Source organism: Micromonospora sp. NPDC006766 (assembly GCF_040636055.1).
Taxonomy (GTDB): Bacteria; Actinomycetota; Actinomycetes; order Mycobacteriales; family Micromonosporaceae; genus Micromonospora.
Window position 1 is genome coordinate 1 of the sequence record NZ_JBEYIX010000025.1, and the last position, 21205, is coordinate 21205.

Below are 21205 nucleotides of genomic sequence, written 5' to 3' on the forward strand. Positions count from 1 at the left end.
AACGGCCGGGCCGTGGTCGCCAACATCGCCGGCACCGCCACCGACACCGACGGCACCACCCACTCCTTCGAAGGCGGCCACTACATCAGCGTCGTGGGCTACCGCGACGGCGGGAACACCGTCACCATCGCCGACTCGGCCAACCCGAACATGGCCTCCTACCAGATCAGCGTGGACAACCTCGCCAACTGGATCGCCACCCGCGGCTACAGCGCCTCCTGACCCACACGAAGGGCCGGCCCCACCCGGGGGCCGGCCCTTTCGTCAACCGTAGGGGTCAGCTAGGGGTCAGCCGCCGGAGTCGTCCAGCTCGGCGCCGTCCGGCGGGGTGTCGTCGTCGCGGCTGGCCAGCCAGCCGTCGGGCAGGAAGACCTTGCCCGGAGAGTTGGTCCGGCCGCGCGGCTGGCCCAGGGCCTCCAGCGGGAACGGCACGGCCGGGTCGAGCTTGCCGAGCAGGTCGTCGAGCTGGGCCAGGCTGTCGATCATCGCCAGGGAACGGCGCAGCTCGCTGCCGATCGGGAAACCCTTGAGGTACCAGGCGACGTGCTTGCGGAAATCGGTGCAACCGTCCCGCTCACCCCGGGCCGGGTTACGGGCGCCGGCCACGAACTGGTCCACCAACAGCTCGGCGTGGCGCCGCATGGTCGCCGCCACCTCCCCGAGGGTCGGCAACCGCCGCTCGGGCCGGCCGTTGAAGGCGGCCTCCAGGTCGGCGAAGAGCCACGGCCGGCCCAGACAGCCGCGGCCGACCACCACCCCGTCCACCCCGGTGTGGGCGACCATCCGCAGCGCGTCGTCGGCCTCCCAGATGTCGCCGTTGCCGAGCACCGGCACATCGAGCGCCTGCTTGAGGGTGGCGATGGCGTCCCAGTCGGCGGTGCCCGAGTAGCGTTGCGCGGCCGTACGCCCGTGCAGGGCGACCGCCGCGACCCCGGCATCCTGGGCGGCGAGCCCGGCCTCGACGTACGTCAGGTGCTCGTCGTCGATGCCCTTGCGCATCTTGACGGTGACCGGCACCCCGGCGGGTGTCGCGGCGTCCACCGCGGCCTTGACCAGCCGGGCGAAGAGCCGGCGTCGCCACGGCAGGGCCGACCCGCCGCCACGCCGGGTGACCTTCGGGACCGGGCAGCCGAAGTTGAGGTCGATGTGGTCGGCGAGATCCCGCTCCACCACGATCCGCACGGCGGCTGCGGTGATCTCCGGGTCGGTGCCGTAGAGCTGGAGGCTGCGGGGCCGCTCCTCGGCGCCGAAGGCGATCATGCGGAGCGTCTTCGGGTTCCGCTCGACGAGCGCCCGGGTCGTGATCATCTCGCATACGTAGATGCCGCCGCCCTGCTCACGGCAGAGCCGGCGGAAACCGACGTTGGTGATCCCGGCCATCGGCGCGAGCACCACCGGCGGCCACACCTGGTGCGACCCGAGGGTCAACGGGCGCAGCGCGGGCAGGCTCGGGGCAGTCACCGGACAAGTGTACGGGGCCCCGACCGGCGCGGCCGGGGCCCCGTGACCAGCTCAGCAGCCGGGGAGGCGCTCGATCAGGTAGCGCTCGACCTGGTCCAGGGAGATGCGCTCCTGGGCCATGGTGTCGCGGTTACGCACGGTCACCGCATTGTCGTCGAGGGTGTCGAAGTCGACCGTCACGCAGAACGGCGTGCCGATCTCGTCCTGCCGGCGGTAGCGGCGGCCGATCGCCTGCGAGTCGTCGAACTCGACCACCCAGCGCTTGCGCAGGTCGGCGGCGAGCTGCCGGGCCTTCGGCGAGAGCGCCTCGTTGCGGGACAGCGGCAGCACCGCCACCTTGACCGGGGCCAGCCGCGGGTCGAACCGCATGACGGTCCGCTTGTCGACGCCGCCCTTGGTGTTCGGCGCCTCGTCCTCGTCGTACGCCTCGAGCAGGAAGGCGAGCACCGCGCGGGTCAGGCCGGCGGCCGGCTCGATGACGTACGGGACCCAGCGTTCCTGCTTGGTCTGGTCGAAGTACGACAGGTCGACGCCGGAGTGCTTGCTGTGCGTGGACAGGTCGAAGTCGGTGCGGTTGGCGACGCCCTCCAGCTCGGCGAACTCGGTGCCGCCGAACTGGAACCGATACTCGATGTCGACGGTGCGCTTCGAGTAGTGGGAGAGCTTTTCCTTCGGGTGCTCGTAGAAGCGCAGGTTCTCCTCGGACAGGCCCAGGTCGAGGTACCAGTTCCAGCGCTCGTTCAGCCAGTACTCGTGCCACTGTTCGTCGGTGCCCGGCTCGACGAAGAACTCCATCTCCATCTGCTCGAACTCGCGCGTACGGAAGATGAAGTTGCCCGGGGTGATCTCGTTGCGGAACGACTTGCCGGTCTGCGCGATGCCGAACGGCGGCTTCTTGCGGGCGACCGTCTCCACGTTCTTGTAGTTGACGAAGATGCCCTGGGCGGTCTCCGGGCGCAGGTAGTGCAGGCCCTCTTCGCTCTCCACCGGGCCCAGGAAGGTCTTCATCAGGCCGTTGAACATCTTCGGCTCGGTGAAGGTGCCCTTGTTGCCGCAGTTCGAGCAGTTCAGCTCCGACAGCGAGGTCAGCGGCTTGCCGTGCTTCTCGGCGTACGCCTCCTCCAGGTGGTCGGCGCGGAACCGCTTGTGGCAGGACTGGCACTCGGTCAGCGGGTCGACGAAGGCGTCCAGGTGGCCGGAGGCGGCCCACACGTCGCGGGCCAGGATGACCGCCGAGTCCAGGCCGACGACGTCGTCGCGCTGCTGGACCATGGTCTTCCACCACTGCCGGCGGACGTTCTCCTTCAGCTCCACGCCGAGCGGACCGTAGTCCCACGCCGACCGGGTGCCTCCGTAGATCTCGCTGGACGGGAAGACGAAGCCCCGGCGCTTGGCGAGGCTGACGACGGCGTCGATACGGTCGGCTGGCATGCCAGCACAATACCGGGGCGCGGTCAGCTCACCCCGCAGACCCTGACGGCGCCCGTCTGCTGGTCCGGCGCGAGGGTCACCGTCTGGTCCTCCCGCTTGCCGCCCGCGAGGGTCACGTCCACCGGCACGGTCAGCGTCTGGGCGTCGACTCTGCCCACCCGGTAGCCGGCGATCTGCGGCTCGGTGGCCACCCGCTGCTCGAACTCGGGGCGGGACTCGCGGCGGCGGGCGTCGGTGCAGAGCTGGTCGTACGCCTTGGACCAGTCCTTGTCGACCAGCGCCCGGTAGTAGTTGCTGGTGACGGTCCGGCCCTGCTCCTGCGTGGCTTCGGCGCTGCTCACCGCCAGCCCGACGATGGCCAGCCCGCCCCCGCCGCAACAGAGCAGCACGGCGAGCGCACCGACGCCGAGGCCGAGCCAGAGCCGGGCCCGGCCGCCCTCGGTGGGCGGCGCCGCGAAGGGCGGGGCCACCCCGGGACCGGGCGGCGGCGCGGGAACGCCCGGCCCGCTCGGCGACCCCGGTACCGGCGGCCCGCCGGGCGGTACGAACGGCGGAGGCGGGGCGGCCGGTCCGGGAGCGGTCATACGCGCCAGGGTAGTGCCCCGGGCCTCAGCGGTAAGGACCTGCGGCTCGATCACTGGCCAGGACCACCACGTCGCCCTGCGGCGCGGCGTTGGCCAGCGTCTCGTACGCCGACGGTTCGTCGACCGACCGGGCCAGCAGCGGTACGGCGGTGACCTTGACGTCGAAGCCGCCCAGCGCCCGCCGGTACGCCCCGACCGACTCCCACTCGGTAACCAGGCACCAGTGCGTCGGGTCGTCCAACGCCCGCAGCAGTTCCCCGCGCAGGTAGCCGGGGCGGGCCGCGAGCGCGGTGAGGGCGGCGTGCGCCCGTTCGGTGAAATCCGACGCGCCGTCGGCGTCGACCACGAACCGGTTGGTGACCAGCACCGGGTTCCTCCTCGTAGAGTTTTGGGATGCAGCGTACGCAGAGTCCCGTGCTGAGCCGGCTGGCCCGGCTCAACCCGACGGCGGTGTTCCTGGCCGCGCTGGTCCTGGTCCTGGTGGGTCTCTTCGCGCCGGGCGCGGCGGGCGGCGTGCTGTTGCTCGCGCTGGCCGGGTTGCTGGTGTGGCTGATGACCGTCACCTGGCCGGTGCAGAAGCCGGCGACCCGGGTGCTGCGGCTGCTCATGCTGACGTTGTTGATCGCGGTAGCGCTGGCCAAGCTGCTGTGATCCGGCTCAGGCTGCTGTGACCCAGCGCACCGCGCGGACATGCAATCATGCGTTTTTGACAATCAATTTCGTTATCGCGGACAGTTGGTCGTATGACCGTCCCCTCCATCTCCCGCGCCCTGGCCGCGGCCACCGCAGCCCTGCTCGCCCTCGGCGGCGTCACCGCCTGCACCCCCCAGGGTGACGAGGGGAGCGGCCCGGACGGGGCCGACGTGGTGGTGGCCTTCTACCCGCTCCAGTTCCTCGTCGAGCGGGTCGGCGGCGACGCGGTCCGGACCGTCAACCTGGCCCGGCCGGGCGCCGAGCCGCACGACCTGGAGCTACGGCCGCGACAGGTCGGCCAGATCGTCGACGCGAAGCTGATCGTCTACCTCGGCGGCTTTCAGCCGGCCGTGGACGAGGCGGTGGCGCAGAACGGCGGCGACCGGGCATTCGACGTCGCCACCGTGCAGCCGCTACTGGACGCGGGGGCGGGCGGGCACCAGCACGAAGGTGAGGCCGGGCACGAGAGCGAGACCGGCGGCAAGGATCCGCACGTCTGGCTCGACCCGACCCGGCTGGCCGCCATCGGCGACCAACTCGCCGAGCGGCTCGGCAGGATCGCCCCGGACCGGGCCGCCGAGTTCACCGCCCGGGCGACGGGACTGCGCGACGAGCTGACGAAGCTGGACACCGACTACACGCAGGGCCTGCGGACCTGCCAGCGCCGGGAGATCGTGACCAGCCACACCGCGTTCGGCTATCTGGCCGCCCGCTACCAGCTCGAACAGGTCGGCATTACCGGCCTCAGCCCCGAGGGCGAGCCCTCCCCGAAGCGCCTCGCCGAGGTGGCGCGGGAGGCCCGCGACCACCAGGCCACGACCGTCTTTTTCGAGACGATGGTCAGCCCGAAGGTCGCCGAGACGGTGGCCCGCGAGGTCGGCGCGAAGACCGCCGTGCTCGACCCGATCGAGGGCGCCCCGGCCGACGGCGACTACCTGTCGGTGATGCGCACCAACCTTCAGACCCTGCGGACCGCCCTGGACTGCTCATGACCGAACCCGTGATCCAGATCGCGCACGCCACCGTCGGCTACGACGGACCGCCGGTGCTGCGGGACATCTCGCTGACCGTCACCGCCGGCGAGGTGGTCGCCGTGCTCGGCGCCAACGGCTCCGGCAAATCGACCCTGATCCGCGCCGCGCTCGGCCTGGTGCCGCTCGGCGCCGGATCGGTCACCCTCTTCGGCACTCCGCGGCACCGCTTCCGGCAGTGGCACCGCATCGGGTACGTCCCGCAGCGGCTGGGTGCCGGCGGCGGCGTACCGGCCACCGTGCGGGAGGTGGTGGCGTCCGGGCGGCTGGCCCGCCGGGGCGTACTGCGCCCGCCGGGGCGGGCCGACCGGGAGGCGGTCACCGCCGCGCTGCGGGCGGTCGGGCTCGCCGACCGGGCCGGTGACCCGGTCGCCACGCTCTCCGGCGGCCAGCAGCAGCGCACCCTGATCGCCCGGGCCCTGGCCGGTCAGCCGGAACTGCTGGTGCTCGACGAGCCGACCGCCGGGGTGGACGCGGCCAGCCAGGAGGCGTTCGCCGGGGCGCTGCGCGGCTTCGTTGACGGGGGCGGGACAGTGCTGCTGGTCGCCCACGAACTGGGGCCGCTGCGCCCGCTGATCAGCCGGGCGGTCGTCGTCCACCAGGGCGGCATCGCCCACGACGGCGCGGTGCCGGAGCCGGCCGGCCACCACGCCGAGCCCGATCACGACCACGTGCACCCGCACGGTCCCGAGGAGCCCGCCGGGCTGTGGAGCAGGTGAGCATGGACATTTTTCAGTACGACTTCATGCTGCGCGCCCTGGTCGGCGCGCTGATCATCGGGCTGGCCGCCCCGGCGCTCGGCATCTATCTGGTGCAGCGTCGGCTGGCGCTGATCGGCGACGGGATCGGCCACGTGGCGCTCACCGGCGTCGGCGCCGGGCTGCTGCTCAACCACTCCCCCGTGCTGGTGGCGGTGATCGCGGCGACGCTGGGCGCGATCGTGATCGAGCTGGTCCGCTCGCGCGGCCGTACCTCCGGGGACCTGGCGCTGGCACTGCTCTTCTACGGCGGCATCGCCGGGGGCGTGCTGCTGGTCGGGCTCTCCGACGCCAGCAGCGCCTCGCTCAACTCGTACCTGTTCGGGTCGCTGATCACCACCTCCTCGGCGGACCTGGTCACCATCCTGGTGCTCGGCGTGGTGGTCCTGGTGGCCATGCTGGCGCTGCGCCCGGCGCTCTTCGCGGTCTGCCACGACGAGGAGTACGCCCGGGTCTCCGGGCTGCCCGTGCGGGCGCTCAACCTGCTCATCGCGGTGGGGACCGCGTGGACGGTGACGATCGCCATGCGGGCGGTCGGGGTGCTGCTGATCAGCGCCCTGATGGTGGTGCCGGTGGCCGCCGCCCAGCAGGTCACCCGGGGTTTCCGGAGCACCATGACGGCGGCGATGGCGCTGGGGCTCTTCGCCGCCGGGGCGGGCATCTGGGTGGCCGCCACCGCCGACACCGCCCCGGGCGCCTCGGTGGTGCTGCTGGCCATCGGCTCGTTCCTGGTCATAGCGCTCGGCACCGCGGCCCGGCGGGCGCTGCGTCGCCGGTTCCGCCCGGGTGCCGCACCGGTGGCCGAGCCGCACGAGCCGGAGGTGGTGCTGCGGTGAGCCCTCACCCGCCGGTTCTGCTGGCATTGGTTACCGTTACGGGATGACCGCCGCACACGGGTACGACGCCTTCGAAGGCGCGGGTGACCTGCTGCGCGCACTGTCGGCGCCCATCCGCTTGGCGATCGTGAGCGAGCTGGCCCAGGGCGAGCGCTGTGTGCACGAGCTGGTGGAGAAGCTCGGTGCCCCGCAGCCCCTGGTCTCCCAGCACCTGCGGGTGCTGCGCGGCGCGGGCGTAGTCCGCGGGTCCCGGCGCGGCCGGGAGATCGCGTACGCCCTGGTGGATGAGCACGTCGCGCACATCGTGGCGGACGCGGTCAGCCACGCCGGGGAAGGACCGTAACCGAGCGGACCGTGGCACCCTGTCCAGTGTGAAAATCTATGCTGATCGTTTGCCCACTGCCCTCCGTCAGCTTTTCACCGATCTGCTCGTGGTCGTCTGGGTGTACGCGGCGATCCGCTTCGCGCTCTGGCTGCACGACGTGATCGAGAAACTCGCCGTACCCGGGCAGAAGCTGGAGGGTGCCGGCGGTGGTCTCGCCGACAATCTGGCCGACGCCGGTGGCAAGGTCGGCCGGGTGCCGCTGGTCGGCGACGAGCTGACCGCCCCCTTCAGCCGGGCCGCCGACGCCGCCCGCGCGGTCGCCCAGGCCGGCCGCGACCAGCAGGAGGTCGTCGGTCAGCTGGCCCTGGGGCTGAGCATCGCGGTGCTGGTCCTCCCGCTCGGCCTGGTTCTCCTCGGCTGGCTGCCGCTGCGGCTGCGCTGGATGCGCCGGGCCGGCGCGGCGCAGGTCCTCGCGGCCGCCCCCGCCGGGCGGGACCTGCTGGCCCTGCGCGCGCTCGCCGGTCAGCCGCTCGGGCGGCTGGCCCAGATCGCGCCCGACGTGGCCGAGGCGTGGCGGCGCGGCGACGACGCGACCGTCGACGCGCTCGCCGCCCTGGAGCTGCGCAGACTCGGCCTGAAGGCCGGCCGCTAAGGTGTGCCGGTGCTGTATTTCCTGATCGCCGTCGCCATGATGCTGCTGGTGTACGCGGGCATCCTGGTGAGTTTCGTACGCAAGGGCCGCAAGATCCCGCCAGCCGCGTATCTGGTGCTGGCCGCGTTGAACGGGCTCATCCTGGCCGGTGTGCTGGCCTGGGCGATCGCCGCCCGTTGAGTGTTAACAAGGGCCCCCTGCTCTACCGGAGGCGTTAACAGGGGGCCCCTCCTTTCACAGGCGGCGGCGGACGTCGGGCGCGGTGGACGGGCCGGGCTGCCAGGGGGCCACCCAGGGGCGGTCGGCGGGCGGGGTGCTCACCCCCTCCTCCAGCGCGGCGTACCGGCCGGCGAGGATCCGCTTCGCGGCCGTCACGTCCAGCGAGTCGGTGTTGGACCAGAGCGCGGTGAACAGCTCGTCGACCCGCAGCCGGGCCTGCCGGCAGAACAGGTCGGCCAGCTCGACGTGCTCGGGATGGTCCGACCGCTCGGCGACGGCCCGTACGCAGACCGCGGACATCGCGAACAGCTCCGCGCCGATGTCCACCACCCGGCCGAGGAACGCCTGCTTGCGCTCCAGCTTTCCCTGCCAGCGGGACATCGCGTAGAAGGTGGACCGGGCCAGCTTGCGGGAGGCGCGCTCGACGTGCCGCAGGTGCCCGGCGAGCGGGCCGAACTCGGCGTACGCCCCGGGCGCCTGACCCCGGCCGACGGCGAGCGTGGGCAGCCACTTCGCGTAGAAGGCGCCGGCCCGGGCGCCCGCCCTGGCCTTGCGGCCGAGCCCGGCGTCCGGGTCGATGATGTCGCCGGCCACCGAGAGATGCGCGTCGACCGCCTCCCGGGCGATCAGCAGGTGCATGATCTCGGTGGAGCCCTCGAAGATCCGGTTGATCCGCAGGTCGCGCAGGAGCTGCTCGACGGCGGCCGGCCGCTCACCCCGGGCGGCCAGGGACTCGGCCGTCTCATAGCCGCGACCGCCCCGGATCTGGATCAGCTCGTCGGCGATTTTCCAGGCCATCTCGCTGGCGTAGAGCTTCACCAACGCCGCCTCGATCCGGATGTCGTTGCGCTCGTCGTCGGCGAGCAGACAGCACAGGTCGAGCATGCTTTCCATGCCGTACGTGGCGGCGGCGATGAAGGCCAGCTTCTTGGCGACCGCCTCGTGCTCGCCGACCGGCCGGCCCCACTGGACCCGGTCGGCGGCCCACTCCCGGGCCACGTTCAACGACCACTTGCCGGCACCGACGCACATGGCCGGCAGCGAGAGCCGCCCGGTGTTCAGCGTGGTCAGGGCGATCTTGAGGCCTTTGCCTTCGCCGCCGATCACGTTCCGCTTCGGCACGAAGACGTCGTGGAACCGGGTGAGGCTGTTCTCCAGGCCGCGCAGGCCGACGAAGGCGTTGCGCCGCTCGACGGTGATGCCCTCGCTGTCGCCCTCCACCACAAAGGCGGTGATGCCGCCGCGCCGCCCCTCGGCGGCCGGCACCCGGGCCATCACCACCAGCAGGGTGGCGACCGTGCCGTTGGTGGCCCAGAGCTTCACCCCGTTGAGCCGGTAGCCGGTGCCGTCGGCCGTGGGCTCGGCGGTGGTGGCCAACCGGGCCGGGTCGGAGCCGACGTCCGGCTCGGTGAGCAGGAACGCGGATACCTCACCGGCGGCCAGCCGGGGCAGGAAGTGCTGCTTCTGCTCGGGCGTGCCGAACATCTTCAACGGCTGCGGCACGCCGATCGACTGGTGCGCGGAGAGCAGCGCGCCGATGGCCGGACTGACCGAGCCGGCCCGCATCAGCGCCCGACAGTAGTGCAGGTTGCTCAGCCCGAGGCCGCCGTACTTCCGGTCGATTTTCATGCCGAAGGCGCCCAGCCGGGCCAGCCCGTGGAACACCTCGTCCGGGATGTGTGCGTCGCGCTCGATGGCGGCACCGTCCACCTCGGAGTCCAGGTACGCGCCGAACGCGCCGAGGAACTCCTCGGCGCGGGCGACGTCGTCCGGGTCGGAGCGCGGCCACGGGTTGATCAGGTCGAGGCGTAACCGGCCGAGGAAGAGTTCCTTGCCGAAGCTCGGCCGGTCCCAGGCCGTCTCGCGGGCCGCCTCGGCGACCTGGCGGGCCTCCTTCTCGGAGACCTGCCCCATGGGGCCGGACGTGTCTGCGGGATCGGGCCGGCTGTTCTGTGTCGCGGTCACGGCTGCCTCCTGGGGACCTCGGTCCGGCTGCGTCGACGTGCTCGACAAAATCGACGCTACCCCCGGGTATTACCCAGGGGTAGCCTCCGCTGCACGTCCGATTTGGCGCGACCGGCGCGGTCAGTCGCCGGGCAGCACCTGCGGGCTGTCGTCCTCGTCGTCGATGCCCTCGACGCCCCAGTTGCGCCGGGCGGCGACCGGCAGGATCAGCCAGAAGGTCAGGAACCACGCCCCGGCGACCCCGGTCAGCACCAGGGCAATCGGCCGGCCCAGCACGAAATCCATGATCAGTAGGACCGCGCTGACCATCGAGATCAGCATGAAGGCCAGGCCGCCGACGGCCACCCGGTGGGCGAACCGGACCAGCTCCGGCTTGCGGCCCTGCCGGAACAGCGCCCGGTGGAAGGCGACCGGCGAAATGATCATCGCGGTGGCCGCGGCGGCGGCCAGCAGGGCAACGACGTAGACGTCCTTCTGGAAGTCGGTGGTCTGCGGGAACCCGTTGCTGAACGGCAGGGTCAGCAGGAAGGCGAAGAGGATCTGCACCCCGGTCTGCGTCACCCGCAGTTCCTGAAGCAGGTCGGCGAAGTTGCGCTGCCAGCGCTGCCGCTCGGTCTCCCTGGACAAGCGCCACCTCCCGCCGCACGGTCGTGCTGCCGGCGGAGAATTCCCGCCGGGGGCGACGCTATGCCCGGTTCATGCCCCCCGGCGGATCCGGCCGGCGTAACGGGCCTCCAGCTCGGCGTTGTGCTCGTCGCCGCCGGCGATGTTGGCCGACAGATAGACCGGGGGCCGCTCCCCCGCCGCCAGCAACCGGGCCACCACCTCCGCCACGATCTGCTGCGCCAGCAGCGCGGCGGTGATCGAGGAGACCGCGCCGACCGCGCCGCCGCCGGGCAGCGCCAGGGTGGCGTCGCCGTACGGGGTGCCGTTGTCGAGCACCACGTCGGCGAAGTCGGCCAGCTTGCGCCCGGACGGGTGGCGCGAGGTCATCCGGGCCGAGTGCGCGGCCGAGGTGATCGCGATCAGAGCGTGACCCCGTTCCTTGACGATCGACGCGAACTCCACCATCGCGCCGTTGACGCCGGAGTTGGAGGCGAGCACGAACACGTCCTGCGGGCGGATCGGGGCCAGCTCGTAGAGGCGGTGCGCCACCGCAGGCTCGCGTTCCAGCTTCGGGCCGAGCACGTCAGCCGGCTCGCCGCCGTGGAGGACCAGGTCGCGCAGGGCGATCCGGTTGGTGGGCACCAGGCCGCCGGCCCGGCCGGCGATCTCCATGGCGAGGGCCTCGGAATGGCCGGTGCCGAACGCGTGGATCACCCCGTCGGCGCGTAGCGACTGCGCGATCAGGTCGGCCGCCCGGCCCACGTTGTCCCGCTGGCCGGCGGCCACCCGACCGATCGTCTCGGTCACCACCGCCAGGTAAGCCTCGGCGCTCACCATCATGCTTCCTCCATCGGTCGGTTACGGGGGTGCGGCCCGACCGGCGTGGCGGTCGGGGTCATCGGGCGATCCGGGCAAGAATCGCCTCGGCCAGCGGGGCGGGCGCCTCGTCCGGGATCCAGTGGGTTACGCCGGCAAGCTCGACGAAGCGGTAGTCGCCCGTGACGTGGGCCGCGCACGCCTCGGCGACGGTCCGGCCGATCGCGGCGTCCCGGTCGCTCCAGACGAACGTGGTCGGCACGCCCACCGCCCCGACGGCCTTCAGGTCGGCCCCCGACATGGCCCGGTACCAGTTCAGCGCGGCGGTCAGTGCGCCCGGCTCGCGCATCGGGTCGGCGTACCGGGCCACCCGCGCGGCGTCGCCCACCCCGCCGAGCATCCGGCGCAGCGCGGTCGCGTTCCAGGCGAGCAGCGCCTTCTCCGCCTTGCCCGGCTTGCGGAACAGCGCGATGTAGGCGGAGCGGGCCTTCTGCCGCGGGTCGGTGGCGAGCGCGTGCGCCATCGCCGCCGGGTGTGGCACCGAGACCGCGGTCAGGGTGCGGACCCGCTCCGGGTGCACCGCCGCCAGCCCCCAGGCCACGACCGCGCCCCAGTCGTGCCCGACCACGTGCGCGTCCGGCACACCGAGCGCGTCGAGCACGCCGGCCGCGTCCGCCACCAGCTCCGGAACCCGGTACGCCTCGACCGCCGCCGGCCGCGCGCCCGGCGAGTAGCCCCGCTGGTCGAGCGCGTACGTGCGCAGACCGGCGGCGTGCAGCACGGGCAGCACGTCGTCCCACTCGCCGCTGTTTTGGGGGAAGCCGTGCAGCAGCAGAACGGGTTCGCCGTCCGCCGGACCGCCGGTGCGCACCTCGAACGTCAGGCCCCGCGCGTCGACCCCCATGATCGGCCAGCCTACCCAGCCGCGTCGATCGCCGATGCCCTGCTGGCCGGGCAGTCGGTGGCGATGCTAGCGTCTAGAGACAATTTCACATCCGACAGGGGAGCGCACAGCGCTGAGAGTGCGGGCCGGTGCCCGCAGACCCTCGAACCTGATCTGGGTAATGCCAGCGCAGGGAGTTCGGTCGACCTCCAGCCGCGCCGCAGTCCGGGCATCCGGACGCGGCGTGCGTCTTCTCCTGGTTCGTACCACTGGACTGGGAGCGATTCATGACTCACACCGACAGCAACCGCTGGCGCACGATCGACATCGTCGTCGCCTCGGTGATCGCCGTCGCCTTCGGCGTCATCTTCTGGGCCTGGAATCTGGTCTGGAGCGCCACCAGCGCCGCCTTCGCCTTCTTCCCGCCGGCGCACACCCTCATCTACGGGATGTGGCTGGTGCCGGCGGTCCTCGGCGGCCTGGTGATCCGCAAGCCCGGCGCCTCGCTCTACTGCGAGCTGGTGGCCTCGATCGTCTCCGCGCTGCTGGGCAGCCAGTGGGGCGGCATCACCATCGTGCAGGGCCTGACCCAGGGCATCGGCGCCGAACTGGCCTTCGCCGCGTTCCGCTACCGCTCGTACCGGCTGCCGACCGCGGTGCTCGCCGGCGCGCTGACCGGTCTGGGCGCGGCGATCTTTGACTTCGTCTACTGGAACAAGGCCACCGACCTGGCCACCTACCGCATCCCGTACGCGCTGTTGACGATCGTGAGCGCCACCGTGATCGCCGGTGCCGGCGCCTGGTACCTCACCCGCGCCCTGGCCAACACCGGCGTCCTCGACCGCTTCCCCGCCGGCCGCACCCGCGCGGCCGTCTGAGGACAATATGGGCGCGGTGTTGCTGCGGGGCTTCGGGTGGCGACACGCGGGGCGGAAGCGGTGGGCGGTGCGGGGGGTGGACCTGCGCGTCGAGGCCGGGGAGCGGGTGCTGCTGCTCGGGCCCTCGGGCGCCGGGAAGAGCACCCTGCTCGCGGCGCTCGCCGGGCTGCTGCCGGAGGACTCCGGTGAGCAGGAGGGCACCATCGAGGTGGACGGGCTCGACCCGCGCAAGGCCCGGGAACGGGTCGGCGTCGTCTTCCAGGACCCGGAGACCCAGCTGGTGATGGCCCGCTGCGGCGACGACGTCGCGTTCGGGCTGGAGAACCGGGGCGTACCCGGGGAGGACATCTGGCCCCGGGTGGACGAGGCGCTGCGCCGGGTCGGCTTCCCGTACCACCGGGACCGGCCCACGGCGGCGCTGTCCGGTGGCGAGCAGCAGCGGCTCGCGCTGGCCGGGGCGCTCGCCCTGCGGCCCGGGCTGCTGCTGCTCGACGAGCCGACCGCCAACCTCGACCCGGCCGGCGCCACGCTGATCCGGCAGGCCGTCCGGGACGCCCTCGACGCCGACACCACGCTGATCCTGGTCGAACACCGGGTCGCCGAGGCGCTGCCGCTGGTCGACCGGGTGGTCGTGCTGGAGGCCGGCGGCGGCGTGCGGGCCGACGGCCCACCCAGCGCGGTCTTCGCCACGCACGGCGACGCGCTCGCCGACGCCGGGGTCTGGGTGCCCGACCGCGCCGTGCCGTCCCGGCCCGCCGTCGCGCCGGCCGGACCGCCGCTGATCACCGCCGACCGGCTCGGCCTGCCGCCCCGGCTGGCCCCCACAGACCTTCGGGTACGCGCCGGCGAGGCGCTCGCCGTCCTCGGCCCGAACGGCGCCGGCAAGTCCACCCTGGCCCTGCTCCTGGGCGGACTGCTCCGTCCCGGCGCCGGTAGGGTCACCGCCACCGCTGAGCTGGCCGGCCGGGACGCCGGCACTGCCCCGCACCGCTGGCGGGCGCCGGCCCTCGCCCGGCGGATCGGCTCGGTCTTCCAGGACCCGGAGCACCAGTTCGTCACCAGCACCGTCTTCGACGAGCTGGCACTCGGCCCGCGCCGGACCGGCCAACCCGAGGCGGCGGTACGGTCCACGGTGGACGGGCTGCTGGAGCGGCTCCGGCTGGCCCGGTTGGCCGGGGCGAACCCGTACACCCTCTCGGGCGGGGAGGCACGGCGGCTGAGCGTGGCGACCGCCCTGGCCACCGCACCTCGCCTGTTGATCTGCGACGAACCCACCTTCGGCCAGGACCGGCGGACCTGGCTGGAGCTGATCGACCTGCTCGCCGAGCTGCGCGACGCCGGCCACGGCGTCGTCGCGGTCACCCACGACCCGGACTTCGTCGCCGCGCTGGCCGACCGCACCGTCACCCTGCAGCGACCGATGACCGGCGTCGACCGGGGGGACCGGCCGTGATCGGCGCGGAGCCGGTCGCCGCCCCCGATGCGCCGCTGGCCCGGCGCAACCCGGTGGCCAAGCTGGCCGCCGCGCTGATCTTCTCATTCATCCTGATCGCCACCCTGGATCCGGTGGCCCCGGCGATCGCCATCGCGATCGAGCTGGCGGTGCTGCCGCTGTTCGGCGTCCGCTACCGGGTGTTGGCCCGGCGGGCCTGGCCGTTGCTGGCCAGCGCTGGCGGCATCCTGGTCACCCTGGTGCTGTTCGCCGCCGACCGCTCCGGGCGGGTGCTGATCGAGGCGGGCCCGGTCCTGGTCACCGAGGGCGTGCTGGTCACCGCGCTGGGGCTGGTGCTGCGCATGCTCGCGGTGGCGCTGCCCGGGATCGTCGTCTTCGCCACCACCGACGCCACCGACCTGGCCGACGCGCTGGTCCAGAACGCCAAAGCACCGGCCCGGTTCGCCATCGGCGCGCTGGCCGCGTTCCGGCTGGTGCCGTTGCTCGAACAGGAGTGGCGGATGATCAGCATGGCGCGCCGGGCCCGGGGCGTGGACGCCGGCCGAAATCCGGTCGCCCGGCTGCGGCTGTTCGTGTCGACGGCGTTCGCCCTGCTGGTCGGGGCGATCCGGCGGGGCACCCGGCTGGCGGTGGCGATGGACGCCCGCGGTTTCGACGCCGGAATTCCGCGTACGGTCGCCCGGCGGCAGCACTTCACCCGGGCCGACGCGCTGCTGATCGCCGGCGCGGCGGCGCTGGCCGGCGGGGCGCTGACGGTCAGCGTCGTACTCGGCACCTTCCGCCCCCTGATCGGCTGACCGGTCCCGACGCGGTGGGTGCAGTTGTGGTCGCTGGAGCGACCACAACTGCACCCCAACAGACCTCAGCTGCGCCGGAAGGCGTAGAACCGGGTCTGGCCGGCGCGCTGGCTGCGCCCGGCGATCCGGGCCTCCCGGCCGACCGGCGGGCCGGCCTTCGGCGCCGGCGGGGTGTCGGACCGGCCCGGCAGAGCCACCGGCGCTGCGGATGCCACCGCCAGCGCGGCGAGATCGGGTGGGGTCACCGCCAGCGGGGACGGCGTCGACGCGGGCTTGCGGGACTTCTTCGGACTGCGCTTGGCAGGCATACCCTGCCTCCTGACTTGTCTCCGGCGCCGATTGGCGCGGCGAATGGGCAACCCGGGCGGTCCGATCAGAGGAGACACCACGACGGCGCGGTGCAGGATGCGGACGCCCGGAGCGGACAGGTCCGCGGCGACAACGGGCGGCGGACCGGGGCTCGGAAAAGGGGCGTCAGTTACGCATGCCGGTACGCTAACCGACCACCCACCGCCGCCGCACCCGATTTACCGACACCACGCCCCGACGGGCCACGGTACGGTCGCAGCAGCACGGGCAGCCCGACAGAAGGCGGTAGGCATGGCGGCGCAGGCGACGGCACAGATCGGCGTTACCGGCCTGGCGGTGATGGGCCGCAACCTGGCCCGCAACCTGGCCCGCCACGGCTTCACCGTCGCGGTGCACAACCGCTCGCCCGAACGCACCCGCAGCCTGATCGCCGAGCACGGCGACGGGGGCGCCTTCGTGCCGTCGGAATCGATGGCCGACTTCGTCGCCACGCTGGAGCGCCCCCGCGCGGTGATCGTCATGGTGAAGGCGGGCGGCCCCACCGACGCGGTGATCGACGAACTGGTGCCGCTGCTGGAGGCCGGCGACATCATCGTCGACTGCGGCAACGCGCACTTCGTCGACACCCGCCGCCGGGAGGAGGCGCTGCGCGGGCACGGCCTGCACTTCGTCGGCACCGGCGTGTCGGGCGGCGAGGAGGGCGCGCTGCACGGCCCGAGCATCATGCCGGGCGGCTCGGCTGAGTCCTACCGCAAGCTCGGCCCGATCTTCGAGCGGATCGCCGCGCAGGTGGAGGGGGCCCCGTGCTGCCGGCACATCGGCCCGGACGGCGCCGGCCACTTCGTCAAGATGGTCCACAACGGCATCGAGTACGCCGACATGCAGCTCATCGCGGAGGCGTACGACCTGCTGCGGGCCGGCCTGTCGGCGAGCCCGGCGGAGATCGCGGACATCTTCCGGCAGTGGAACGGCGGCGAGCTGGAGTCCTTCCTCATCGAGATCACCGCCGACGTGCTGGCGCACACCGACGCGGCCACCGGCCAGCCCTTCGTCGACGTGGTGCTCGACCAGGCCGAGCAGAAGGGCACCGGCCGGTGGACCGTGCAGAGCGCGCTGGACCTGGGCATCCCGATCACCGGTATCGCTGAGGCCACCTTCGCCCGGTCCCTGTCCGGCCACGCCGACCAGCGCGCCGCCGCCCGCCGCGCCTTCCCCGACGCCGGGGAGAAGTGGCAGGTGGATGACCGGGCGACCTTCGTCGAGGATGTCCGGCGCGCGCTGCTGGCCAGCAAGATCGTCGCGTACGCGCAGGGCTTCGACCACATCCGGGCCGGCAGCCAGGAGTACGACTGGGGCATCGACCTGGGCGGCACGGCCACCATCTGGCGGGGCGGCTGCATCATCCGGGCCCGTTTCCTGGACCGGATCCGCCAGGCGTACGACGCCGAGCCGGAACTGCCGACGCTGCTGGTGGCTCCGTGGTTCGCCGACCAGGTCGGTGCCGGGGTGCCCGCCTGGCGGCGGGTGGTGGCCGACGCGGCCCGGGCGGGCGTGCCGACGCCGGCGTTCTCGTCGTCGCTGGCCTACTTCGACGGGCTACGCGCGGCTCGGCTGCCGGCCGCCCTGATCCAGGGCCTGCGGGACGACTTCGGGGCGCACACCTATCGCCGGGTGGACCGGGAAGGCTCGTTCCACACGCTCTGGGCGGGCGACCACACCGAAGTGCCGGCCTGACCCCCTAGACCGTCGGGGCCACCGGGTTGGGCAGCGCGCCGCCGAAGCGGCGATCCCGCTGGGCGTAGAGCTCGCAGGCGTACCAGAGATGGCGGCGGTCGAAGTCCGGCCAGAGCGTGTCGAGGAAGACCAGCTCGGCGTACGCGCTCTGCCAGAGCAGGAAGTTGGAGGTGCGCTGCTCGCCGGAGGGACGCAGGAAGAGGTCCACCTCGGGGACCTCCGGGTGGTAGAGGTAGCGGGCGATGGTCTTCTCGTTGACCTTGCCCGGGTCGAGCTTCCCGGCGGCCACGTCGCGGGCGATCGCGGCGGCGGCGTCGGCGATCTCCGCCTGACCGCCGTAGTTGACGCAGAACTGCAGGGTCAGCGTCGAATTGCCCCGGGACATCTCCTCGGCGGTCTGCAGCTCGGAGATCACGCTCTTCCAGAGCCGCCCGGCCCGGCCCGACCACACCACCCGGACGCCCAGGTCGACGAGCTGGTCCCGGCGGCGGCGGATGACGTCCCGGTTGAAGCCCATCAGGAAGCGGACCTCGTCCGGCGAGCGCCGCCAGTTCTCGGTGGAGAAGGCGTACGCCGACAGGTAGGGGATGCCCAGCTCGATCGCGCCCTCGACGGTGTCGAAGAGGCTGTGCTCGCCCTGCTCGTGGCCCCTGGTCCGGGGCAGCCCACGCTCCTTGGCCCAGCGGCCGTTGCCGTCCATCACCACCGCGATGTGCTTCGGCAGCGCCTCGGCCGGCAGGGCCGGCGGCCGGGCGCCGGACGGATGCGGAGTCGGTGGCACCGGCTCCCGCCGGACGCCCCTCGTCGATCGGATCACTTACGCACCCTCCCTGTTCGTGCCGGCGGGGGCGGGCCCGGTGCCGGCACCCCGGTCGACCAGCGGCAGCGAGCGTAGCGTGCGCTCGAGGTGCCACTGGAGGTGCGCCGCGACAAGGCCGCTGCACTCCCGGCGTACCGCGGTCTCGGTGGCGTCCGCGTACGTCCAGTCGCCGGTGGTCAACGCGGACATCAGCTCGACGGTGGCCGGGGCGGGGTGGGCGGCGCCGGGCGGTCGGCAGTCCGGGCAGACCGCTCCCCCGGCCGGCACCGAAAACGCCCGGTGCTTCCCCGGGGTGCCACAGACCGCGCAGGCGGTCAGCGCTGGCGCCCAACCGGCCAGCGCCATCCCGCGCAGCAGATAGGCGTCGAGCACCAGGGTGGTGGCGTGCTCGCCCCGGGCCAGGGACTTCAGCGCGCCGAGGGTGAGCTGGAACAACCGCAGCGACGGCTCCCGCTCGACGGGGGTGAGCCGCTCGGCGGTCTCGGCGATCGCGCTGGCCGCCGTGTAGCGGGGGTAGTCGCCGAGGAACCGCTTGCCGTAGAGGTCGATCCCCTCGACCTGGCTGACGGTGTGCAGCGAGCTGCCGTGGTTGCCCTTGGGGTCGCCGGCGAGCTGAAGGTCGACGTGCCCGAACGGCTCCAGCCGGGCACCGAACCTGCTGGTGGTACGCCGGACGCCGCGGGCCACCGCCCGCAGCCGGCCGTGCCGGCGGGTGAGCAGGGTGATGATCCGATCGGACTCGCCCAGCTTCTGCACGCGCAGCACCACCGCGTCGTCGCGGTAGAGCTGTCGGCGGTACCCGGCCATCCGGTCATTCTCCCTCGGGGTGCCATCTCAGGGTCAGTTCGGGGTCGTTCGGCGGCCGGACCCGGATGTGCCGCCGCGAAGGCCGGCCGTAACGTGCTGGCCATGCCTCAGCATCGAACCGCCGTCGCCGCCACGGCTGCGGCCGCCCTGATCCTCCTGTCCGGGTGTGACCCGCTGTCGTTCAGCGAGCTGACCTACGACAACACCGAGACGGTGAAGATCACCCGGATCATCGTACGGCCGGGCTCGGGCGACGTGACGGTGCACGGGTCCGGGTCGGCCACCGACGTACGGATCAAGCGGGAGGTCCACTACCGGGGCGCTCAGCCCGACACCGCCTACCGGATCAACGGCGACGAGCTGGTGCTGGACACCAGCTGCGGCAACCGCTGCAGCGTCTCCTGGGAGGTGACCGTCCCCGAGGGCGTGGCGGTACGCGGCGAGACCGGCTCCGGGGACATCACGCTGAGCAAGGTCGGCGCGGTGGACGTCACGCTGGGCTCCGGCGACGTCAGCGTGACGACGGCGCGCGGCGACGTCCGCGCCGAGACCGGCTCCGGGGACATCACGGTGGACGAGGTGACCGGTGTGGTCCGGCTGCGCGCCTCCTCCGGCGATGTCGAGGCGCGGCGGCTGGCCGCCGGCGTGGACGCGGAGACCTCCTCGGGTGACGTGACCGTCGAGCTGGACCAGCCGGCCTCGGCCCGGGTGCACGCCGGCAGCGGCGACGTGGAGCTGACCGTGCCGGAGGGCCGGTACCGGGTGCGGACCAGCACCGGCTCGGGCACGGCCACCGTGGCGGTGACCGACGACCCGACCGCCGCCCTGCTGCTGGACGTCCGCACCGGCAGCGGCGACATCGCGATCAACCGCCGCTGAGGCGGGAGGCCGCCGGGTCAGCCGGCAGTGGTCCCGGTGTCCGCCCGCTCTGCCGCGCCGCGCGGCACGGGCACCCGGCCCGGGCCGAACCCGGCGGACCGGTCCGCGCGGGCACCGGCCACCACCAGCTCGGCCTCGGCGCCGGCGGGCGCGGGGCTGGCCGGGGCGGTCGCGGCACGCTCGGCCAGGGCCGGCCGGCGCCGGCCGGGGAGCAGTTCCGGCGCGCGCCGGGCCGCGACGTCCTCGACCCAGCCGAACAGCAGGGTGACCACGCCGACCAGGGCGAACACCAACGCCACCCGGATCGTCAGGGCGAGCGAGTCACGCGAAGCCCAGCCGACCCGAGCGAGCAGCGGGGTGAGCGCCACCACGAATGACATGTGCCACAGGTAGACCGTCAGCGCGCGCCGGTTCAGCACGGTGACCGCCCGGCTCAGCACCGGAATGCGGTCGACCCAGGCCGCCTCGGCCGGGGCCCGGCCGATCGCCACCAGGATGAACGCGGCCGACCAGACGGCATTGCCGAGGTGGTTGTCGTTCAGGTCGTAGCCGCGCGGGCCGGGGTGGGTGAAGATCCAGGACAGCCCGGCGGCGCCGAGGACGAGCACGGTGGGCACCAGCACCCGGTTGCTGAGCCGGCGGAGCATGCCGTCGTGGTGGGCGAAACCGAGCAGCCAGGCACCGAAGTACAGGCCGAACTCGCGCAGCACGGTCGGCGGGTTCCGGTACACGCCCAGCTCGATCATCACGAGCAGGGCGTACGGGGCGAGGAGGGTGGGCAGCGGCGCCCGACGGAACAGCCACAGCACCAGCGGCGAGGCCAACACGAACCACAGGTAGTCCCGGAGGTACCAGATGGGGCTCAGGGCCAGCGCGCCCCAGTGGTTGGCCGGTGGATCACTGACCGGGAAGAGCCAGAGCAGCACCTTCGGGGTGAGCGGCAGACCGGTGAGCAGCATGGCCGGCACGAAGATCGCGGCGAGCACCCACAGCGACGGCAGCAGGCGACGCAGCCGGCGCAGCACAGCCGGCGCGCCGGTTCGGTCCAGCGAGGCGGCCATCAGTGAGCCGGCGAGCGCGAACATCACCGACATCGCCGGGAAGATCAGCGTCAGGGCCGCCGATCCGACGACGTGGTAGACGACGACTCGCACGATGGCCAGGGAACGGAGCAGATCCAGGTATCGATTTCGCATCAGCCTGCAGCTATGTCCGGGGGCAAGGGCATCACAACGCTTCCCCTACCCTCCGACCCTGGCGGCTGAAAC

25 protein-coding genes and 1 riboswitch are annotated in these 21205 nt (G+C 72.9%); of the genes, 13 read left to right on the forward strand and 12 right to left on the reverse strand.

All coding sequences use genetic code 11. The features are described 5' to 3' along the window. Window positions 1-222, forward strand: a 222-nt coding sequence (locus tag ABZ671_RS20245; RefSeq protein ID WP_357860067.1) for a C39 family peptidase, incomplete at its 5' end; no start/stop codon positions are given. A gap of 66 nt (window positions 223-288) precedes the next feature. Here ABZ671_RS20245 and dusB read toward each other — a convergent pair. The 4 genes from dusB to ABZ671_RS20265 are packed head-to-tail and all read right to left on the reverse strand — an operon-like array spanning window position 289 to window position 3843. Next, window positions 289-1461, reverse strand: a complete 1173-nt coding sequence (gene dusB / locus ABZ671_RS20250; RefSeq protein ID WP_357860070.1) for a tRNA dihydrouridine synthase DusB — start codon at window positions 1459-1461, stop codon at window positions 289-291. Between the two features lie 51 nt (window positions 1462-1512). After that, window positions 1513-2892 (reverse strand): glycine--tRNA ligase, encoded by a 1380-nt coding sequence (locus ABZ671_RS20255; protein WP_357860073.1) that lies wholly within the window; start codon window positions 2890-2892, stop codon window positions 1513-1515. Between the two features lie 23 nt (window positions 2893-2915). Further along, window positions 2916-3476 carry a hypothetical protein gene (locus ABZ671_RS20260; protein WP_357860076.1) on the reverse strand — a complete coding sequence of 187 codons (561 nt, stop codon included), beginning with the start codon at window positions 3474-3476 and terminating at the stop codon, window positions 2916-2918. A 25-nt stretch (window positions 3477-3501) separates the two neighbouring features. Beyond that, window positions 3502-3843, reverse strand: coding sequence for an antibiotic biosynthesis monooxygenase family protein (locus ABZ671_RS20265; RefSeq protein ID WP_357860078.1), 342 nt, complete (start codon window positions 3841-3843; stop codon window positions 3502-3504). A 26-nt stretch (window positions 3844-3869) separates the two neighbouring features. Between ABZ671_RS20265 and ABZ671_RS20270 the strand changes: the two genes are divergently transcribed. The 7 genes from ABZ671_RS20270 to ABZ671_RS20300 all read left to right on the forward strand — a co-directional run bounded on the left by ABZ671_RS20270 (window position 3870) and on the right by ABZ671_RS20300 (window position 7951). Next, the gene (locus ABZ671_RS20270) at window positions 3870-4127 is read left to right on the forward strand and encodes a DUF6703 family protein (protein ID WP_357860081.1); all 258 of its coding nucleotides are present in this window, start codon (window positions 3870-3872) and stop codon (window positions 4125-4127) included. Between the two features lie 92 nt (window positions 4128-4219). Then, window positions 4220-5161, forward strand: coding sequence for a metal ABC transporter substrate-binding protein (locus tag ABZ671_RS20275; RefSeq protein ID WP_357860084.1), 942 nt, complete (start codon window positions 4220-4222; stop codon window positions 5159-5161). Beyond that, the gene (locus ABZ671_RS20280) at window positions 5158-5919 is read left to right on the forward strand and encodes a metal ABC transporter ATP-binding protein (RefSeq protein WP_357860087.1); all 762 of its coding nucleotides are present in this window, start codon (window positions 5158-5160) and stop codon (window positions 5917-5919) included. Before ABZ671_RS20275 ends, ABZ671_RS20280 begins: the two co-directional genes overlap by 4 nt. 2 nt (window positions 5920-5921) lie before the next feature. Continuing rightward, complete coding sequence (locus ABZ671_RS20285; RefSeq protein ID WP_357860090.1) at window positions 5922-6794, forward strand: metal ABC transporter permease; 873 nt, start codon at window positions 5922-5924, stop codon at window positions 6792-6794. 43 nt (window positions 6795-6837) lie between these two features. Further along, complete coding sequence (locus ABZ671_RS20290) at window positions 6838-7137, forward strand: metalloregulator ArsR/SmtB family transcription factor (protein ID WP_357550996.1); 300 nt, start codon at window positions 6838-6840, stop codon at window positions 7135-7137. A gap of 49 nt (window positions 7138-7186) precedes the next feature. Further along, window positions 7187-7771 carry a hypothetical protein gene (locus tag ABZ671_RS20295; protein ID WP_357860095.1) on the forward strand — a complete coding sequence of 195 codons (585 nt, stop codon included), beginning with the start codon at window positions 7187-7189 and terminating at the stop codon, window positions 7769-7771. Window positions 7772-7780: 9 nt separating this feature from the next. Continuing rightward, window positions 7781-7951 carry a hypothetical protein gene (locus ABZ671_RS20300; RefSeq protein WP_357860098.1) on the forward strand — a complete coding sequence of 57 codons (171 nt, stop codon included), beginning with the start codon at window positions 7781-7783 and terminating at the stop codon, window positions 7949-7951. A 54-nt stretch (window positions 7952-8005) separates the two neighbouring features. On the opposite strand, the gene ABZ671_RS20305 is transcribed toward ABZ671_RS20300, so the two are convergent. The 4 genes from ABZ671_RS20305 to ABZ671_RS20320 all read right to left on the reverse strand — a co-directional run bounded on the left by ABZ671_RS20305 (window position 8006) and on the right by ABZ671_RS20320 (window position 12281). Continuing rightward, entirely contained in the window at window positions 8006-9904 is a 1899-nt protein-coding gene (locus ABZ671_RS20305) for an acyl-CoA dehydrogenase family protein (protein ID WP_357860286.1), read from the reverse strand. A gap of 171 nt (window positions 9905-10075) precedes the next feature. Next, window positions 10076-10582 (reverse strand): DUF6328 family protein, encoded by a 507-nt coding sequence (locus tag ABZ671_RS20310; protein WP_357860101.1) that lies wholly within the window; start codon window positions 10580-10582, stop codon window positions 10076-10078. A 69-nt stretch (window positions 10583-10651) separates the two neighbouring features. Continuing rightward, on the reverse strand, window positions 10652-11401 hold the full coding sequence (locus tag ABZ671_RS20315; protein WP_357860104.1) for an SIS domain-containing protein: 750 nt from the start codon (window positions 11399-11401) through the stop codon (window positions 10652-10654). 55 nt (window positions 11402-11456) lie between these two features. Continuing rightward, on the reverse strand, window positions 11457-12281 hold the full coding sequence (locus ABZ671_RS20320; protein ID WP_357860107.1) for an alpha/beta fold hydrolase: 825 nt from the start codon (window positions 12279-12281) through the stop codon (window positions 11457-11459). A gap of 86 nt (window positions 12282-12367) precedes the next feature. Beyond that, window positions 12368-12474, forward strand: a riboswitch (TPP riboswitch). Between the two features lie 73 nt (window positions 12475-12547). Here ABZ671_RS20320 and ABZ671_RS20325 point away from each other — a divergent pair. From ABZ671_RS20325 to ABZ671_RS20335, 3 genes are read left to right on the forward strand one after another with little or no spacing between them, the layout of a single operon-like run. Then, on the forward strand, window positions 12548-13138 hold the full coding sequence (locus ABZ671_RS20325; RefSeq protein ID WP_357860110.1) for an ECF transporter S component: 591 nt from the start codon (window positions 12548-12550) through the stop codon (window positions 13136-13138). A 7-nt stretch (window positions 13139-13145) separates the two neighbouring features. Then, a complete protein-coding gene (locus ABZ671_RS20330) occupies window positions 13146-14591 on the forward strand; it encodes an ABC transporter ATP-binding protein (RefSeq protein ID WP_357860113.1) in 1446 nt (481 codons plus the stop codon). Continuing rightward, the gene (locus ABZ671_RS20335) at window positions 14588-15388 is read left to right on the forward strand and encodes an energy-coupling factor transporter transmembrane component T (RefSeq protein WP_357860116.1); all 801 of its coding nucleotides are present in this window, start codon (window positions 14588-14590) and stop codon (window positions 15386-15388) included. Before ABZ671_RS20330 ends, ABZ671_RS20335 begins: the two co-directional genes overlap by 4 nt. Window positions 15389-15453: 65 nt before the next feature. On the opposite strand, the gene ABZ671_RS20340 is transcribed toward ABZ671_RS20335, so the two are convergent. Next, the gene (locus ABZ671_RS20340; protein ID WP_357860119.1) at window positions 15454-15696 is read right to left on the reverse strand and encodes a hypothetical protein; all 243 of its coding nucleotides are present in this window, start codon (window positions 15694-15696) and stop codon (window positions 15454-15456) included. 292 nt (window positions 15697-15988) lie between these two features. Here ABZ671_RS20340 and gndA point away from each other — a divergent pair, with 292 nt between their 5' ends. Beyond that, a complete protein-coding gene (gene gndA / locus ABZ671_RS20345; protein ID WP_357860122.1) occupies window positions 15989-17431 on the forward strand; it encodes an NADP-dependent phosphogluconate dehydrogenase in 1443 nt (480 codons plus the stop codon). A 4-nt stretch (window positions 17432-17435) separates the two neighbouring features. Here gndA and ABZ671_RS20350 read toward each other — a convergent pair whose 3' ends face one another. Both ABZ671_RS20350 and recO read right to left on the reverse strand, forming a co-directional pair. Continuing rightward, window positions 17436-18212: an isoprenyl transferase gene (locus tag ABZ671_RS20350; RefSeq protein WP_357860289.1), complete on the reverse strand. Its 777-nt coding sequence runs from the start codon at window positions 18210-18212 to the stop codon at window positions 17436-17438. Between the two features lie 36 nt (window positions 18213-18248). Next, entirely contained in the window at window positions 18249-19058 is an 810-nt protein-coding gene (recO, locus tag ABZ671_RS20355) for a DNA repair protein RecO (protein WP_357860125.1), read from the reverse strand. Window positions 19059-19160: 102 nt separating this feature from the next. Here recO and ABZ671_RS20360 point away from each other — a divergent pair, with 102 nt between their 5' ends. Further along, window positions 19161-19937 carry a DUF4097 family beta strand repeat-containing protein gene (locus ABZ671_RS20360; protein ID WP_357860128.1) on the forward strand — a complete coding sequence of 259 codons (777 nt, stop codon included), beginning with the start codon at window positions 19161-19163 and terminating at the stop codon, window positions 19935-19937. A gap of 17 nt (window positions 19938-19954) precedes the next feature. Here ABZ671_RS20360 and ABZ671_RS20365 read toward each other — a convergent pair whose 3' ends face one another. Beyond that, a complete protein-coding gene (locus ABZ671_RS20365; RefSeq protein ID WP_357860131.1) occupies window positions 19955-21133 on the reverse strand; it encodes an acyltransferase in 1179 nt (392 codons plus the stop codon). Window positions 21134-21205: the final 72 nt, after the last annotated feature.